This window comes from Kitasatospora sp. MBT63, assembly GCF_000710465.2.
Lineage (GTDB): Bacteria > Actinomycetota > Actinomycetes > Streptomycetales > Streptomycetaceae > Kitasatospora.
Map to the genome: position 1 here is coordinate 58,399 of NZ_JAIZ01000167.1, position 15,017 is coordinate 73,415.

Sequence of the window (15,017 nt, forward strand, 5' to 3'; positions counted from 1 at the left end):
GGCTCGTAGGGCGGCGGAGTAGGTGGTGCATCGGGTGCCTGGCGGTGCTCGCGGAGCCACCATGCGAACTGCCAGTTGCGGCAGGTGCTGTAGCGACGGAGGGTTCGGCGGGGCTCGGCTGCGGGGATGTTGTGCGGTCCCCAGCCTGTGATGGGGCGGGCCCCTGTGAGTCGGACTTGGAGCCCGGGGACCAGGGCGGGGCCTTCCCAGTGGTAGCCGGGGGCGGGTTCGAAGGCGAGGTGGGCGTTGGCTGCCCAGTGCCACGGCGTCGGGAGCGCGCAGAGGTACCAGGCGAGTGGCGGGTTCGCGGTGGGCAGTTGGACGGTTTGGAGTTTGGTGTGGGGGTGCACGGTGGGGCGGTCGGGTCGGCCGAAGGACTTCAGGCAGTGCTGGTCGAGCGCGACGTGGCGGATGCCGGCGAGCCACATGATGCCGTAGTCCTCACGTGCTCGTATTTCAACTTTGATTCGGTCTTCCACGACCGCCCCATTTCTTAATTCGCAGATCCGAGAGAATTCCTCTCCATTACCAATTTTATCAAGAATTCCACCAATTCCGAATGCTTGCCGTGTCGGAAGTCGTTCGGGTATGGCATGTTGAATTCCTCTTCGAACGCCTTCCGGTAGTCGGTTTCCGGGAGGGGCCGGGGGCCCTTGCAGACGGCCTTGAGGTTGGAGTCGGCTACGTCGCTGATCTTCACGTCCTTGAAGTAAGGCCGCAGCAGGGCTTCCAGGGTCTGCGGTGTGTGAAAGCGAAGCTTCTGCCACTTGCCCTGGACGAAGTTCATCTCGACGTTGTTCTCGTCCAGAAAGCTCATGTTGACGGCTCCGCCGGTGGTGGCCCGGCCGGCCTGCTCCATGCGGGTTTCCTTGGCGAGGCTGCGGGTGCCGATGTACACGGCTCCGTCGGCCGAGCAGAGTGCATTCACTGTGGCGAGGACCCAGTGCTGGTAGTCCGTGGTGGTGGTGGCGTTGATGACGGAGTCGAGGACCACTGCGTCGAACAGTCCGCCCGAGCGGAGCTCTCGGTGAAGGGCGCGGATCATGGCGACGACCTCGCGGATGTCGACCGCGTACTTGCCGGGCGCTGTCCGGTAGGGCTCGTAGTCGAGGACGGCGTAGCCCTTGCCGCGCAGCATCTTGGCGTAGTCGCCGTGGCCGGCGCCGAAGTCGATGACGCGCTGTTCGGGCTTGAGCCACGGGAGGACGAGCTTCTCCCAAGTCTCGGAGCCGTACGTGAGCCCGGTCTTGGCCTTGGAGCTTCGCTGGCGCAGCCGCTTGGGCTGCACGATGTGCTGGTTCCACACGGGGGCCTGGCCTTCGATGGCGGTCCAGTCGTAGACGCCGTACTCGCCCGTGAGGTCGGCGTGCAGCTGGGCTGCGTCGGGCGACGGGACGGTCCAGGCCAGCAGGTCGAACCGGTGCGCCGCCGCGACCACGGCGTATTCGGCGTTGAGGATGATGCGGCCCTGGTCGTCCATGACGATGGAGCCCCAGGGGCCGTGGCCGGCGCACATCTGGCCGATGGCGTTGACGAAGGCTGCGTTCTTCTGGTCGTCGACCTGGATGGACTGCCAGGGCACCCACGACCATCGGCCCATGTCGCCGGGCTCGGCGTGGACGATGCTGGCTTCGGTCTCGACCTTGTTGTGGAGGAGGTTGAATCGGATTTCGTCCTGGAGTCGGACGGTGGTGCCGAGCATGACCGCGGGGGTGTGCGTGATGCCGAGCGCCGTCATCCCCTTGGTCCGCTGGTGGCCTGCGACCAACGTCCCGTTGGCGTTGAGGATGACCGGCTTCACGATGCCGTGGCGGCGGATGCTGGCCTTGAGCCGTTCGAACGCCTCGGGGCTGAGGCGGCGCGGGTTGTAGTCGGCGGGACGCAGCTCGGCGAGTGGGTACGCCTCGTGGAAGGTGGTGGTAGGGATCGCGCTCACGCGGCGTCGACCTCCTTGTGGGCGTGCTGGAGGAGGTGCCAGCCGAAGCCGAGGTCGCCGTTGGTGTCCTCGATGAACTTGTCGTGCAGGGCGGAGAGGGCCTGGACTTCCTCGGCGGTGATCCGGACGCGGGTGGAGGACCACTGGAGGTAGCCCCACTGGAGGTAGTCGACGGTGGCCTTCTCGCCGGTTCCGGCGCCGTCGCTGGTGAGGTCGAGCAGGCCGGGCAGTTCGACGTCATCGAGGAGGGCGTCCAGGGCGTCCTGGTCGTAGCCGGTGCCGTCGAGGTCGGGCAGCTCGGCGAGGATGTCGGCGAGGAGTGCTGTGTCGTAGCCGGCGAGGTCGCTGGTTCGGTTGTCGACGATGACGATGCGGGCGGCTGCATCGTCGTCCACGTCGATCCAGGTCACCGCGATTCCGTCCCAGTCAAGTTCCTGGGCGGCCTTGAAGGTGTGGTTGCCCGCGAGGATCTCGTTCACCCGGCCGGTGAGGGTGCCGCGGTTGACGACGATCGCCCGGTACTGGCCGTTGACGGTCAGGGACTCGCGGATGGAGGCGAGGTCTCCGGTACGCGGGTTGCGGTGGTACGGGGTGAGGTCCGCGAGCGGGACCGCAAGGGGAAGGAGCTCGTCGGGGATGCGAGGAGGAGTCATTGGGCAGGTCCTCTGGTAGGCCGTTTCCCCGCGCCCTACTGGGGGTCAACCCTAGACGATGACCAGCCGGGTCCGTCGGCTGTCGGCGCTCTGGAGGGCGACCGGCAAGCGGCAGCGCCCCGCCGGTGTGGCGAGGCGCTGTGCGGCGGCCAGGGGCACCTAGTCGCTGGCGTTCTCGGCGCGAGCCTGCTCGGGGGTGATCGCTCCGGTGCACAGGCGCCGGATGAGGTCGCAGCGTCCGGCGTGGGCGAGGTCGGCGGCGAGGTTGAGCCGTTCGTAGAGGTCGTCGAGCTGGATGTCCGTGATGTTGCTGGCGGTTGGACGTTGCCCGGGGGGCTCTTTCGCTGCTGACTGGACGAGACGGTAGCCGGTCCTGCGGGGCCGTCCGGCCTTGGAGAGAGCGGTGGCGTGGAGCTGGCCGAGGAGGATGGGGCGGCGTCGGGGCGGCCCCCCGATGGTCTCGACTTCAGCTCGGTTCGGTCCAACGCTTACGACGCGGACTCGGCGGCCTTCGTCCAGGGGGTGGCAGGACTCGTATATCTGACCTTCGGTCACCGGTTGTTGCATCGGCACACCCCGTTCGGGAGGCACCAGGAGTCGCACGACTTGCACCAGATGGCGCCGGGGACCGGCGGGGTGCGTACGGGCTCGGTGTTGCTGGTGTCGGTCATGCTGCGGTCTCCGGATGTGCATGGGGATGGTCGTTGAGGGCTGCGAGGAGCTCGGCGCGGTGTTCGGCGGCTCGGGGGTCCGGCGTGGCCGGCGGTAGGCGCCAGGTGGCTCGCGGGGGTACCGGGCGGTTGCGCTCGGCGAGGATCAGGCGCAGTGGGCCGTATCGCTCGGTCATGAGCTGGGTGTAGAAGTCGGGGTCGGCTGCGCTGTCGCTGTTGTAGGTGGGTGGCACGTGAGTCCTTCGGGTACGCGAGGACCCGCCCCAGGAGTGGTGTGGGGCGGGTCCGGTTCGTGGGTGGTGCGGCGCCCTGCGGTGGTCCCGTGGGGGACCGGTGCCTGGCGGGTGGGGCGCGGGGGGGGGTTGCCGCCCGCCAGGCACGGTTGGTGAGGGCGCCGCTTCCACGGCGCTGTTGATCAGGGGCTCCGGATGGGGCGGTGTCCCTGACCAACAAGATGACCGTATCACTTCGCTAAGTTGTCGCCTACTTTTTCTCCAGGCTCCGATGCAGTGGTGCGCCGAATCCGAACCCGTCGAGCGGCTCGGTGCCGAGCTCGTCGGCGTTGCTGTCGAGGATGAACAGGCTGTCCTGCGCGGGCTTCGCCGAGCGTCCGAAGTCGGCGCCCGTCATCTGCGACCAGAGCCGTCCCGCACTGGCGTGCGGGGGCGGGGCCGCCGGCTGTCCGATGACCGGGAGGACCACGACCACCGTGTGCCACTTGGCGCCGACCGCGCGGAAGGTGTCGGCGGGGAGGGGCTCGATCGAGCCGCCGGACTCGTCGACGTGCTCGCGGAACTGGACGGCCGCGCGGTCGCTCCAGAAGGTGATCCCCTCGGACATGATGGCGACCAGCTTGCCGCCGGGCCTGACGAAGCCCTCGGCGTGGAGCACGTGGCGCAGGTCCTGGCGCTTGGCGAAGGGCGGGTTCATGACCACCGCGTCGTAGGCGGGGCGGCGGGGCCGCTTCAGGAAGTCCCCGGTGATCACCTCCCGGGCGTACCCGGCCTTTCGGATGAAGTCGGCGCTGGCGGGGTGGAGTTCCACGCAGTCCACGACGGCTCCTGCGGCTGCCATCTCGTAGGCGATGGCACCGTGGCCGGCGGACGGCTCAAGCGCCTGCTGACCATCACTCAGGCTGGCAAGCTCGACGAGCAGTTCAGCAATGTGCTGCGGGGTGGGGAAGAACTGGCGCTCGACCGTGACCTCGTGCGCGGTCTGCACTTGGTCGGCGGCCAGGAGGGCGGCGAGAGCTGGGGCGGCGCCGCCGGGGAGCACATGGGCCTGACGCCCTCGCTTCCACTGTCCGCCTACGGCGGCGAGCAGTGCATCGAGGCGCTTGTAGAGCCTGTGGTCGAGATCGGTCGGCAGACGCAGCTCCTCTCCGTGGGCGACCGCCTGCTCCAGGACGGTCCTGATCTCTTCGTCGATCTTCACTGCTTGCTCCTCCGGGGCGGGAAGGGGCGGCCCGGCCGGGCCGCCCCTTCGGTGGGTGTGGGTCAGGCGGTCTGGCCGTCGGTGGTCGCGGCCACGGGGCCGGCCTCGTGGCCAGCGGGCTGGTCCTCGGCCGAGGTCGGGGCGGGTGCGTCCTCGGCCTGGCCGTTGCCGGGCCCGGCCGGGGCCTCCGACTCCTCGGCCACCGGGGCGTCGCCGCCGACGGTCTGGGCGTCGTCCTCGCCCTTCGGGGATCCGGTCAGGTTCGGCGCGACCGCGTCGGGGTTGACTGCGATGGTGTGGGCCTCGGCGGCGGCCTTGGCCTGCCGGAGCTGGAACATGGCCTTCGAGACGGACTTGGCGACGCGGTCCAGCTGCGCCATGCGCGAGCCGATCTCGCCCTCCAGCGCGATGACGAGGTCAGGCAGCGACATGTTGCCGATCTCGTCCAGCTTCGTGATCATTCGCTCGATCTGGTCGAGCTGGGTCCGGGTTGCCTTCTTGTGGGCCGTGCGCTCGGCGCGCTGCTCCTCCGTCAGGTCCTCCAAGGCGAGGATGAAGGGCTGGTCCTGCTGCTGCTTCACCTGGAAGGTGAAGTGGACCAACTCGTTCTCGCTCGCGAACTCCCCGCGCGCCCACTTCGCCAGAACGGCCTGCTGGTTGGCCGGGGTGAGCTGGGAGATCTGCACTGCGGCCTGGGTGCCGATGGCGCCCTTGCTGACCTGCTCGGCGACCTGGGGAATCAGGTCCAGCAGCTTGAGCCGCAGGTTGACGAACTGGGTCGTCTTTCCGAAGTCGGCGGCCACGGTCTCCTTCGTCGCGCCCTCCTCCTCGTCCAGGATCTTCTGGAACGCGCGGGCCTCCTCCAGGGGCGTCATGTCCTCGCGGTTCAAGTTCTCGGCGACGGCGTCCTTGAAGCTGCGCAGGGTGTACGGGCCGTCGACGATCACCGCGTCGATGGTCTCCGCCTCGTTCATGTGGGCGGCTCGCCAGCGGCGCTCGCCCATGATGATCTCGTAGCCGCCGAGGCTGTCGTCCTGGCGGACGATGATCGGCTGGAGCTGGCCGCGCTCGGCCATGGAGGCTGCCAGCTCCATCAGGGCTGCGGTGTCGAAGTACTCGCGGGGCTGGCCCTCGTTGCGGTGGACGTCGGCGAGCTTGAGTGCGACGACCGCCTTGCCTGCGGCGGCGGCCTCGACGGCGGTCGCCTCGACCTCGACGGCCGCAGGGGCGGTCGGGACCGGCACTCGGGTCGCGACGGTGGGCTTGCGCGTCGCGGTGGTCTTGCGGGTGGTGCTGGTCTTGCGGGCCTCGGTCTTGACGGTCATTTCGGACTCCACTCCAAGAGGTTTCCGGGGACTTCCCCCCGTCCTTATGACTTAATTCTATACGCATAAGGGCGGTGGGGCAAGCCGGAATTTTGGAGTTTTCGCAGGTCAGATGGCCAGCGGGGTGCCCTGACAGCCAGTCAGCAGGCCGCGGCAGGGGCGCTGGCCGGGGCGACTGCGACCTCGATGGCGTCCTGCGCGACGACGGCGATGTGGCACAGGGCGCGAGCTGCTTCGTCCGCAGCAATCGCCTGACGTCCAGCCCTTTCGGCTTCCTGAAGGCGTGCCAACACCCTGGCGCGGTCGATCATCAGGACTTCCCCCTCGCGGCCACCGAGGACCGCGGATCGCCTACAGAGGATGCGCGCGCGACACAACGGCCGATCCACCAGCCTCGGCAAGGCACCCCCGAGCCGCCCATGATCGGCGACCTTCCGGTAGCTTGCATGGTGGTCTTGCAGGTTGTCAATGATCATTAACTTTCAAGGGATAGGGACGTCCGTGAAGCTCCAAGCCATGACAAGACGTTCGGGGCGCAGGTTCCGCTGATGCCCGCGGAACAGGCCCAGCCGGCCACCCCGCGCACCCTGGCGGCGAAGCTCGACCTCCTGCTTCGACGCCTCGCCATGCGGACCGGCCACACACCATCCGTGCGTGAGCTCGCAGCCCGGACGGCGCCCCCGGACGGCGGCGGACCAGCAATCTCCCACCCGGTCATCAACGACCTACTCAACGGTACGAAAACGAATCCCCCCTGTACTACGATCCAAGCGGTCGCTCAGGCGTTCGAGGCGCCCTCTGCGTACCTGCTGCCCGGGTGGAACGACCTGACGTCTCTCACCGTCTACCAGCAGGAGCAGCGCGCTCGCGAGGCGCTGCGGCTGGTCGCGGATCTCGACTCGGAGGCGCTGGACGAGCTGCTGGCGTCGGCACGAGAGATCCGGGAACGGCGCATGCCGGGCTCCCCGATGGTGCCTGAAGTGCCAGACGTGCCACCGCTTCCGCCGGAGCCCGCCAGGCCCGGCCGGCGCAGAGGAGGTCGGCGCAGCGATGCCGACATGGCGGCTCGGGCCGCCGACAACTGAGGAGGATGGACAACAGCATGGTGGACGCCCTGATCTTCGGGCTCTGCACGCTTGTCGGAGTCGGGGGAACCGCAGCAAACGCGCGGATCGCCTGGCAGCGCCGACATGAGGAGGACTACGGCATCTCGCGGTGGGCACGGACCGCCGCGTTCGCTGTGGTTACCTTCGGCGTGGCACTGGCGATACCGGCCCTCGCACACGCCGTAGAGACGCTGACCGGTGTCCACAACATTGCCAAGCTCGGTGCCCACCTCTGCGCCGTCGCCTGGTGTTGCAGCCTTCAGATCATGCTCGTCGACTGGGCGTACGAGCAGTGGGCGGTACCCACCCATGCCGGATACCGGGTGTTCCTCGGCTTCGGAGTCACCGCCGCGCTGATCCCTCTGTTCATCGCCGCCTCGGACGACGCGCCCACCATCCAGTACACGACCCGTTTCGCTGGCAATCACACGGTGCACGCCTACCTGCTCGTGTACCTGACGTACGTCGCCGTGACCTGTGCCGAACTGGTCTTCCTGTGCTTGAAGGCAGGCGCGATCAACCGGAAGGCGGGCCGCGGCCGGCAAGCCGTTGGCCTGAACGTCGCAGCGGTCGCGGCTCTCTTCGGCATGGCCTACGCGGCCAGCAAGGGCAGCTACCTGATCACGTACGCGATGGGCAGCCCCTGGCCGCTGGAGCTGGAGGAGAAGATCTCGCCCACCCTTTCGGGGATATCGATCATCCTGCTGATCGTCGGCCTGTCGATCTCCGCTACCGCGTTGCGCCACCGCTCGCCGGACCGGCGCACGGCGTTCGATCCCTCGGCGTAGCTGCCCGGCGCCGTTCACACTCCGCGTGTTCGTGAACGGCGCTGGTAGCTGTGGAGCGCCGCTTGGAAGTCCAACCGGGTCAGGTCCGGCCACAGGGCCGGGGAGAAGTACAGCTCACTCTGGAAGCCCTGCCAGGGGAGGAATCCGCTCAGGCGCTGCTCACCCGAAGTGCGAATCACCAGGTCCGGATCCGGCTGTCCGCTGGTGTACAGGTGTCTCGCTATATCCCTGTCGTCGAGCGCGTCAGCGATCTGGTCGCCGCTGTAGCCCCGCGCGGCCAGCTCTGCGACGGTGCGCCGGAATGCGCCGACCAGCTCCTCTCGGCCCCCGTACGCAACCGCCAAGTTCACCTGCATCGCCGTGGCGGAAGGCGCGTCGGTGGCAGCCACCCTTCTCATGACGCTGGCCGTCTGCTCGGGCAGCAGGTCGAAGTCCCCTATGGGGCGGACGTCCCAGCGGTTAGCTGCACGCAGGTCGGTCACGAGGTTCTCGATGATGCCGATGAGCGGCGCAAGTTCGGCGGCTGGTCGTTGAAGGTTCGCCACCGACAACAGCCAGAAGGTCACGACCTGAACGCCGCTGTCCTCACACCACTCCAGTACCTCGGCGACCTTGGCGGCCCCTGCCTGGTGCCCTTCAACGGTCGAAAGCCCTCGGGCCTTGGCCCAGCGGCGACTTCCGTCGACGATCACGCCGAGGTGTCTCAGCTGGGTTCTGGCGTCCGGCGCGGCGGCGCTCAGCAGGCCGTCGATGACTGCTTCCCCTTGCTCCGCCAGTGGAGAACCACGCGGCCCGGCTCGACGGTCCGGATGCCCTTGGCGGACGCGGGGAAGACCTCGATCTTGGTCAGCAGCAGAGACGTGATGCCGCGCTTGGACTTGCCAGGGGCGTCCTCCCACCAGGAGATCGCCTTGTCCACGTCGTCGATCCTCGGCGCCGCGATGGCCTGTTCGAGGAATCGCACACGGGCTTGGAGCTTCTTCGTCTCGGCCTTGGTCTGCCGCTCGACCTCGTGGAGGGTCGCCCGGCTGACCTTTTTGTCAAGGTAGTCGCTCGCGAGTTGCCCGGCCGCCGCCTTCAGCTCCTTGATACGGGCCTTGGCAGCGTCGGCTTCGACAGCCAGCTCCTGCCGGGCGGCCTCCAGAGCTGCCTGGGTACCAGGGAGCAGAAGTTCGGCGAGCACGTACTCACCGACGTGGCTCTCCAGTAGCTCCGCATCGATCCGGACCTTGCCGCACGTGGAGCGGTACCCCGGGGCATCGGAGTTGGAGCGAGCCGCCGTCAGCGGGTCCTGGTCGAGGCCGCAAACGCCCAGGCCGCCAGTGAAGGCGTAGTCGTAGGCGTCCTGCTTGGGTGCCGACGCCTCCTTCTCATCGAGTGCCCTGAGCGCAAGGAACTCCTCGGGCGTGATGATCGCAGGCTTGCCGGTCTCCGTCAGCTCACCGTCGGGGCCCTCTTCCAGTCCCGCGATGGCAGGAGTGCGCAGGAGCCGGCCCACCGTCATGGACACCCACTCGGCGCCGCGCGTCCCTCGGTAGCCCTGGGCGTTCATCCACTTGGCGATGTCGGCCTTGTTCGTGCCAGCGATGCGGCGGGAGACGGCCTGGCGGACAGGCGGAATCTCGGACTCGCGCAGTCGCGTGCCGTCGTTGTCGTCGAAGCCGTACTGCCTCGGCATGCCGCCCTACCTACCTGTTGGATCTGTGCCCCGATCCCCCTGTGGCGACAACTTCGCGTTAAGTTGCCGCCACTTCAGGATCAGTCCGGTCTTGCCTACCGGAGCACCGTTGGCAGCCCCAGAGCTTCCCGGAGGGACGCGGTGGGGACCTTCACTGTCGCGCCCAGCCTCAGCGTCTTCGCCGGAAACTGGCCCGCGCGGATCAGATCCATCGCCTTGTTGCGACCGATGCCGAACGCCCGAGCAGCCGTCTCCACGTTGACGATGGCTGGCAGTTCAAGCAGCTCACGAAGAGTCATCGCCTTCGACTCGACCGAGCTTGCCGGTGTTGCAGTTGTCATCAGCTGCCGCGTTTCTCCCCCGCGCACAACTGCTCCGCAGCATACGGCACCACCACCCAAGTAAGGCAAGATAAGACGATCTAGAGCCAGCAAGTGCACATGATCCGTTCACAAATACTGACTCTCAGCAACCGAATGACGCCAGGGGGGCGCATGAGCGTTGAGCAGATGTTCAAGGACATGACCTACAAGCGGTGCGCGTGCACCACGGCAGTCCTCGACGAGGAGGGGAACCCGGTAGTCGACGACGAGACCGGCGAGCCCAAGCTGCGCTACCTGGAGAAGACCTGCCCGCAGCTGACCCGCCCGAACCACGGGTCCTGGTACTACAGCTTCGAGGTCGAGCCCGGGGCGGACGGCAAACGCCGGCCGCGCGCCAAGAAGGGCCGATACCGCACCCAGGAGAAGGCCGCGACGGACGCCAAAGAGGCATGGAACCTCGCCCAACGTGGCGTGAACGTGGTCTCCACCGAGACGGTTGAGACGTTTCTTCGCCGCTGGATCAAGGCGAAGAAGCTGGAGCTGGCGAAGACCACCGCTCACGAGTACGAGCGAGACATCGACCTCTACCTCGCCCCTCACTTGGGGGCGGTGCGCCTGAACAAGCTCCGCACTGATCACGTCCAGGAGATGATCAACTGGTTCGAGGAGGAGAACGAGCGGCGCACAAAGCACCGCGAGAAGGTCGAGCGGCTGAAGAGCGCGTGTGCCACGGCGAACGGCGCCTGGCGGGCTGCGCCGAAGGCGGAGAAGGCCGAGAAGCGGGCGCTCTGGACGGCCGCCCGCGTCGAGTACGAGGCTGAGCGCAAGCAGGTCCGCCGCGTCACGGGCCCGAACACGCTGCAGAGCCTCAAGGCGACGCTGCGCTCAGCGTTGTCAGACGCGCTGAAGCAGGAGCTGGTGGCGAAGAACTACGCCGCGCTCGCGACGTGGCCCAAGCCCGTACCGGTCAAGCCGAAGCTTTGGACGCCGCAGAACGTCGCCCGGTGGCGGCGGACAGGCCAGAAGCCGTACCCGGTCATGGTCTGGACGGTGGATCAGACTGCCGAGTTCCTGGACTCGATTCGTGACGACCGACTGTTCTCCCTCTGGCATCTCATCATCTTCCGGGGCCTTCGCCGCGGGGAGGCCACTGCGCTCACCTGGGACGACATCGACCTCAAGCGCGGCATCGTCCACGTCAGTCACCAGTTGGTGTCGATCAACTACGAGGTGCACGAAGACACCCCAAAGGCCGACTCCGAGGGCGACGTCAGGCTCGACCAGGAGACGGTGCGCCTCCTCAAGCTGTGGCGCAAGACACAGCGAGCTGAGCGAAAGGAGTGGGAGCAGCAAGGTGCTTGGGTCGACGCTGGCGGCCGCATCTTTACGCAGGAGAACGGCGAGGGCTACCACCCGCAGCAGCTCTCCGACCGGTGGGAACGGCTGGTTGATCTGTCCGGGCTTCCTCCCGTAAGGCTGCACGACGGCCGGCATGCAGCCGCCTCGATCGCCTTCGCGTCCGGCCAGGACCCGAAGGTCGTGCAGGCCATGCTTCGCCACGCCTCGCGGCGAACCACCATGGACATCTATACAAACGTGATGCCCGAGATGGAACAGGCATCCGCCGAGGCGTCAGTCGCGCTTGTGGCCCTGGCGCTCGAACGGGTCCGCAGGGCCAAGGCCAAGAAGGCGAAGAAGAAGGGGAAGAAGCCGGTCGCAGCGTAGCCGCGAGGTTCGGGGAGTAGCGGGGCGCACGGCCCGGAGAGACGTCGGGAAGATGGGGTTCCCGGCCCTCGTTCCCAACTCGTTCCCATCGGCTCACGCCAGAGATCAAATCAGGGTCAGGTCTACACCTGTCACCTGTCTGTGTGCATGCAAAAGGCCAGGTCACGGGCTATGTGACCTGGCCTTTTTGCGAGCCGCCTATGGGATTCGAACCCATGACCTACGCATTACGAGACCAACAGGGATCGTGTTGCGTGGTGCCGCCCCGTGTCGTCTCGTGACATCTTGCCTGATCAGAGTATGTGCGGCAGGTTGGCCTGTGCTACCCCATGTTGCACCGTCCACCGGCGTCCGTCCACCGGCTGTCCACCGGGACAGCTCCCGGCGGCACCGGTGGACAGCCGGTGGACAGTCAGCGGGCGCTTGTCGGCACGCTACAAACCGGCCGAGGACGGTGCTGCTGTCGCCAGTATCTCGTCCAGCCAGTCAACCGCCCCCACTGCCACCCACCGAAGTACGCACTGTCGGCTCCCGAGTCAACGGATCGGGAGGGGAGGAATACGTCGTTCCTCTTGTTGATTGGTCTCTCCGTACGGTCGTGCGAAGGGGGCTGGGTGAGCGATCTCAAGGTGTTCCGGCTCGGGGCGGATGGCCAGGACGTGGAGCTGCGCAGCTCGACGGTGGCGCTGGAGGTGCAGTTGCAGCGCCGGGTGGAGGCGAGCATGGAGGCGATGCTCGGCATCCGGTTCCTGGCGTCGGAGTACCCGACCGGTCCGTGGCACCGTGGCCGGGTGGACTCGCTGGGCCTGGACGAGAACGGCGTGCCCGTCGTGATCGAGTTCAAGAAGGGCAACGACAGCGGAGTCGTCTCGCAGGCCGTCTCCTACCTCACCTGGGTGAAGAGCAGCCACCACGAGTTCGAGGCTCTCGTCAGGGAGAAGCTGGGGTCCGAGGCGGCCGAGTCCGTCGACTGGCGTGCGCCCCGGGCGCTGTGCATCGCGGCCGGGTTCTCACACCACGACCGGGTTGCCGTTGGTGACCTGGGTCGGCAGTGGCCGATCGAGCTGGTCCGCTACCGGATCTTCGACGGCGGGCTGCTGAGCCTGCAGCGGGTCGAGCCGGTCTCCGCCGCCGTCAGCCCGGGGGCCGGGCGCAGATCGACCACGCCTTCGGTGTCGGCGGCTGCCGCCGAGGTGGCCGAGCCGCCGGTCGTCGGTGACGTACCGGAGTGTCTCCGGGATCTGTACGGGGAGCTGGACGAGGTGCTCACCGCGTCGGGCGAGGTGGAGACCGTCGTTCTCAAGCACTACATCGCTTACCGGCGGCTGCAGAACGTGGCGAGCGTGATCTTCCGGCCTTCGGTTTCGCACCGGGTGATCCTGGTGTACCTGCGGCTGGACCCGGACACGGTGGAGCTGGAGGAGGGCTTCACGCGCGACATGCGCGGGATCGGGCACCTGGGCACCGGGGACCTGGAGGTGCGGATCGCCTCGGCGGCCGACCTCAAGAAGGCGGGACCGCTGATCGAGCGGGCGGTTCAGGCGGCCTGACGGAACGGCGAGGGCGGCTGGAGCTTCATGCTCCGGCCGCCCTTCTGTGTCTGCAGGTCGGTCGGTGCCGGCCGTTCGGCGGTCTCACGATCACGCCTCCGGTCCGGCGAGGACGAAGTCGTCCTGCGTCAGTTCGGCGCGCAGGCGCTGTTCGGCGACGTCGGCGTAGTGCGGCGAGAGTTCGGTACCGACGAATCGCCGGCCTTCGCGTAGGGCGGCGACGCCGGTCGAGCCGCTGCCGGTGAACGGGTCGAGGACCACGCCGTTCTCGGGGCAGATCTGGACGAGCTGCTGCATGATCTCCAGCGGCTTCTGGGTGATGTGGACCCGGTCCTTGCGGGGCTGGCTCGCGATGAAGTGGCCGGGCAGGTAGAGGTCCCGGCTGTTGTCGAGGGTGCCCTTGACGCCCCAGATGATGAACTCCGCGCTCTGCTTGAAGCCGCCCTTACGCGGACGGCTGGCGGGCTTGATCCAGGGGATGGTGCCCTGCCACGTCCACCCGGCCATCTGCAGCGCGTCGCTGGTGGTGGGCTCCTGTCGCCAGTCGGAGAAGACCATCGCCACCGAGTGCTCGGTGCTCGCCCGGTACGCCTCGGTCAGCAGCTCGGTGAGCCAGGACCGGTAGGAGCGCTGGTCGCGGTTCTCGCCGGGGAACGTCTTCAGGTCGTGGGCGCTGTTGCTGGTCACGTACTTGGCGCGGGCGTCACGGCTGGTTCGCTCGGAACTGGTCCGGCCGCCCGAGTTGTACGGCGGGTCGGTGATCACCGCGTTGACGCTCTCGTCGGGCAGGGACTTCAGGACGGTGAGAGCGTCGCCTCGGTGCAGCTTGTAGCTCATGGGTTCTTCCTTCAGGGCGTGGTTGGGCCCGCTCCGGGCGGCGCCCGGCGGCAGCCGCCGGGAGCGGGGATGTCGAGGAAGGTAGCGGCGATCGGCGGCCGGACCTAACGAGCGGCGACGCAGGTGGGGGCCTGGTCGGGGGTCGTTTGGTGCGGCCGACTTTCGCGTCTACTGTCTCGCCATGCCAACCGGGCAGCAGGCCGAACGGGCCTGGTCCCGGGGCGTGTTGCCCTGTGCTGCCCTGTGTTGCTCTGTCTCGCGGAGTAACGCCGGGGCGGCACCTTCCTTCCCCCGATTCCGAGGAGCGCCTTCGTGTTCCGGCTGAGATTACGAGCGCGGCTGGCTGCCGCGCGTGACCCGAGACCGGCGTCCGGGAGCTACCAACTCCCCTGACCCGGGCCCGCCCTGAGCGAGGGCGGTTTCACAACCGGCGCGGTGCCGGTGACTTCTTCGCACGAGAGTCCGGCACCGCGCCCTCCTACGAATCCCGCAAGGAGCCGCTGCGATGCAGCATGCCCTGGCACACCCGTGCCCTCATCGTCCCCCGCCAACTGCCCTGTACCGCTTCGGCGATCGGCGGCGGCCGTGAAGAAGACCGCTGGCACACTCCTCGGCGTCCTCGCCTGCGGCCCGCTGATGCTGGCCCTGCCGGTGGTGATCGTCGGCGCGGGCAACGCGTCGGCGTCCGCCTGTCCGACCGGCGGCGGTGCACAGGCTGTGGACAGTTCCGCCGTCGCGGCTCAGGTGGAGTCGATACTCAAGGGCTCGAGCCCGCTGTCGGCGCCGAACGTGGCCGGCCTGGACAAGCCGGACGAGCAGATCCCGAACGCCAAGACGATCCAGGCCACCGGTGTGGCGATGCACATCCCCGTCCGCGGGCAGATCGTCGCCCTGGCAACAGCCCTCCAGGAGAGCGGACTTCGGAACATCAACTACGGGGACCGCGATTCGCTGGGCCTGTTCCAGCAGCGGCCCTCGCAGGGCTGGGGCA

Annotated in this window: 16 protein-coding genes and 1 pseudogene; 5 read left to right on the forward strand and 12 right to left on the reverse strand. The window is 67.8% G+C overall.

Going from position 1 to position 15,017, the window contains the following annotated elements; translation table 11 throughout:
• The 8 genes from AA75_RS49205 to AA75_RS11615 all read right to left on the reverse strand — a co-directional run.
• Positions 1-479, reverse strand: a 479-nt coding sequence (locus AA75_RS49205; protein WP_158515481.1) for a hypothetical protein, incomplete at its 3' end; no start/stop codon positions are given.
• A gap of 14 nt (positions 480-493) precedes the next feature.
• On the reverse strand, positions 494-1,936 hold the full coding sequence (locus tag AA75_RS11590; RefSeq protein ID WP_033819810.1) for a ParB N-terminal domain-containing protein: 1,443 nt from the start codon (positions 1,934-1,936) through the stop codon (positions 494-496).
• Positions 1,933-2,589 (reverse strand): ParB/RepB/Spo0J family partition protein, encoded by a 657-nt coding sequence (locus AA75_RS47300; RefSeq protein ID WP_051812148.1) that lies wholly within the window; start codon positions 2,587-2,589, stop codon positions 1,933-1,935. The genes AA75_RS11590 and AA75_RS47300 overlap by 4 nt, the downstream gene beginning before the upstream one ends.
• A 159-nt stretch (positions 2,590-2,748) precedes the next feature.
• Entirely contained in the window at positions 2,749-3,144 is a 396-nt protein-coding gene (locus AA75_RS47305; protein WP_149038077.1) for a hypothetical protein, read from the reverse strand.
• A gap of 112 nt (positions 3,145-3,256) precedes the next feature.
• Positions 3,257-3,493 (reverse strand): hypothetical protein, encoded by a 237-nt coding sequence (locus AA75_RS47310; RefSeq protein WP_149038078.1) that lies wholly within the window; start codon positions 3,491-3,493, stop codon positions 3,257-3,259.
• Between the two features lie 250 nt (positions 3,494-3,743).
• Positions 3,744-4,694 carry a class I SAM-dependent methyltransferase gene (locus AA75_RS11605; RefSeq protein ID WP_051812149.1) on the reverse strand — a complete coding sequence of 317 codons (951 nt, stop codon included), beginning with the start codon at positions 4,692-4,694 and terminating at the stop codon, positions 3,744-3,746.
• A 62-nt stretch (positions 4,695-4,756) separates the two neighbouring features.
• Positions 4,757-6,019, reverse strand: coding sequence for a ParB/RepB/Spo0J family partition protein (locus AA75_RS11610; protein ID WP_051812150.1), 1,263 nt, complete (start codon positions 6,017-6,019; stop codon positions 4,757-4,759).
• Between the two features lie 140 nt (positions 6,020-6,159).
• Entirely contained in the window at positions 6,160-6,495 is a 336-nt protein-coding gene (locus AA75_RS11615; protein WP_033819812.1) for a hypothetical protein, read from the reverse strand.
• Positions 6,496-6,567: 72 nt separating this feature from the next.
• Here AA75_RS11615 and AA75_RS11620 point away from each other — a divergent pair, with 72 nt between their 5' ends.
• Together AA75_RS11620 and AA75_RS11625 are read left to right on the forward strand one after the other, a co-directional pair.
• Positions 6,568-7,104: a hypothetical protein gene (locus AA75_RS11620; RefSeq protein ID WP_033819813.1), complete on the forward strand. Its 537-nt coding sequence runs from the start codon at positions 6,568-6,570 to the stop codon at positions 7,102-7,104.
• 5 nt (positions 7,105-7,109) lie between these two features.
• Positions 7,110-7,913 carry an MAB_1171c family putative transporter gene (locus AA75_RS11625; protein WP_051812151.1) on the forward strand — a complete coding sequence of 268 codons (804 nt, stop codon included), beginning with the start codon at positions 7,110-7,112 and terminating at the stop codon, positions 7,911-7,913.
• A gap of 14 nt (positions 7,914-7,927) precedes the next feature.
• Here AA75_RS11625 and uppS read toward each other — a convergent pair whose 3' ends face one another.
• From uppS to AA75_RS11640, 3 genes are all read right to left on the reverse strand, one after another.
• Positions 7,928-8,605 (reverse strand): polyprenyl diphosphate synthase, encoded by a 678-nt coding sequence (uppS, locus tag AA75_RS11630; protein WP_199520308.1) that lies wholly within the window; start codon positions 8,603-8,605, stop codon positions 7,928-7,930.
• Between the two features lie 44 nt (positions 8,606-8,649).
• Complete coding sequence (locus AA75_RS11635; RefSeq protein WP_033819814.1) at positions 8,650-9,591, reverse strand: recombinase family protein; 942 nt, start codon at positions 9,589-9,591, stop codon at positions 8,650-8,652.
• Positions 9,592-9,686: 95 nt separating this feature from the next.
• Positions 9,687-9,932: a helix-turn-helix domain-containing protein gene (locus AA75_RS11640; RefSeq protein WP_233288991.1), complete on the reverse strand. Its 246-nt coding sequence runs from the start codon at positions 9,930-9,932 to the stop codon at positions 9,687-9,689.
• Between the two features lie 153 nt (positions 9,933-10,085).
• Here AA75_RS11640 and AA75_RS11645 point away from each other — a divergent pair, with 153 nt between their 5' ends.
• Positions 10,086-11,639: a tyrosine-type recombinase/integrase gene (locus tag AA75_RS11645; RefSeq protein WP_051812152.1), complete on the forward strand. Its 1,554-nt coding sequence runs from the start codon at positions 10,086-10,088 to the stop codon at positions 11,637-11,639.
• Between the two features lie 614 nt (positions 11,640-12,253).
• Positions 12,254-13,189 carry a DUF5655 domain-containing protein gene (locus AA75_RS11650; RefSeq protein ID WP_033819816.1) on the forward strand — a complete coding sequence of 312 codons (936 nt, stop codon included), beginning with the start codon at positions 12,254-12,256 and terminating at the stop codon, positions 13,187-13,189.
• Between the two features lie 90 nt (positions 13,190-13,279).
• On the opposite strand, the gene AA75_RS11655 is transcribed toward AA75_RS11650, so the two are convergent.
• Positions 13,280-14,026 carry a site-specific DNA-methyltransferase gene (locus AA75_RS11655; RefSeq protein WP_033819817.1) on the reverse strand — a complete coding sequence of 249 codons (747 nt, stop codon included), beginning with the start codon at positions 14,024-14,026 and terminating at the stop codon, positions 13,280-13,282.
• Between the two features lie 585 nt (positions 14,027-14,611).
• Here AA75_RS11655 and AA75_RS51785 point away from each other — a divergent pair.
• Positions 14,612-15,017, forward strand: a pseudogene (locus AA75_RS51785) (hypothetical protein); the annotation flags it as partial.

Bases quoted from the DNA above. Each gene is read 5' to 3' on its own strand.
- AA75_RS11655 (WP_033819817.1), bottom strand. From the start codon at position 14,026: ATGAGCTACAAGCTGCACCGAGGCGACGCTCTCACCGTCCTGAAGTCC.
- AA75_RS47300 (WP_051812148.1), bottom strand. From the start codon at position 2,589: ATGACTCCTCCTCGCATCCCCGACGAGCTCCTTCCCCTTGCGGTCCCG.
- AA75_RS11635 (WP_033819814.1), bottom strand. From the start codon at position 9,591: ATGCCGAGGCAGTACGGCTTCGACGACAACGACGGCACGCGACTGCGC.
- AA75_RS11625 (WP_051812151.1), top strand. From the start codon at position 7,110: ATGGACAACAGCATGGTGGACGCCCTGATCTTCGGGCTCTGCACGCTT.
- AA75_RS11615 (WP_033819812.1), bottom strand. From the start codon at position 6,495: ATGATCATTGACAACCTGCAAGACCACCATGCAAGCTACCGGAAGGTC.
- AA75_RS11640 (WP_233288991.1), bottom strand. From the start codon at position 9,932: ATGACAACTGCAACACCGGCAAGCTCGGTCGAGTCGAAGGCGATGACT.
- AA75_RS11610 (WP_051812150.1), bottom strand. From the start codon at position 6,019: ATGACCGTCAAGACCGAGGCCCGCAAGACCAGCACCACCCGCAAGACC.
- AA75_RS11620 (WP_033819813.1), top strand. From the start codon at position 6,568: ATGCCCGCGGAACAGGCCCAGCCGGCCACCCCGCGCACCCTGGCGGCG.
- AA75_RS11645 (WP_051812152.1), top strand. From the start codon at position 10,086: ATGAGCGTTGAGCAGATGTTCAAGGACATGACCTACAAGCGGTGCGCG.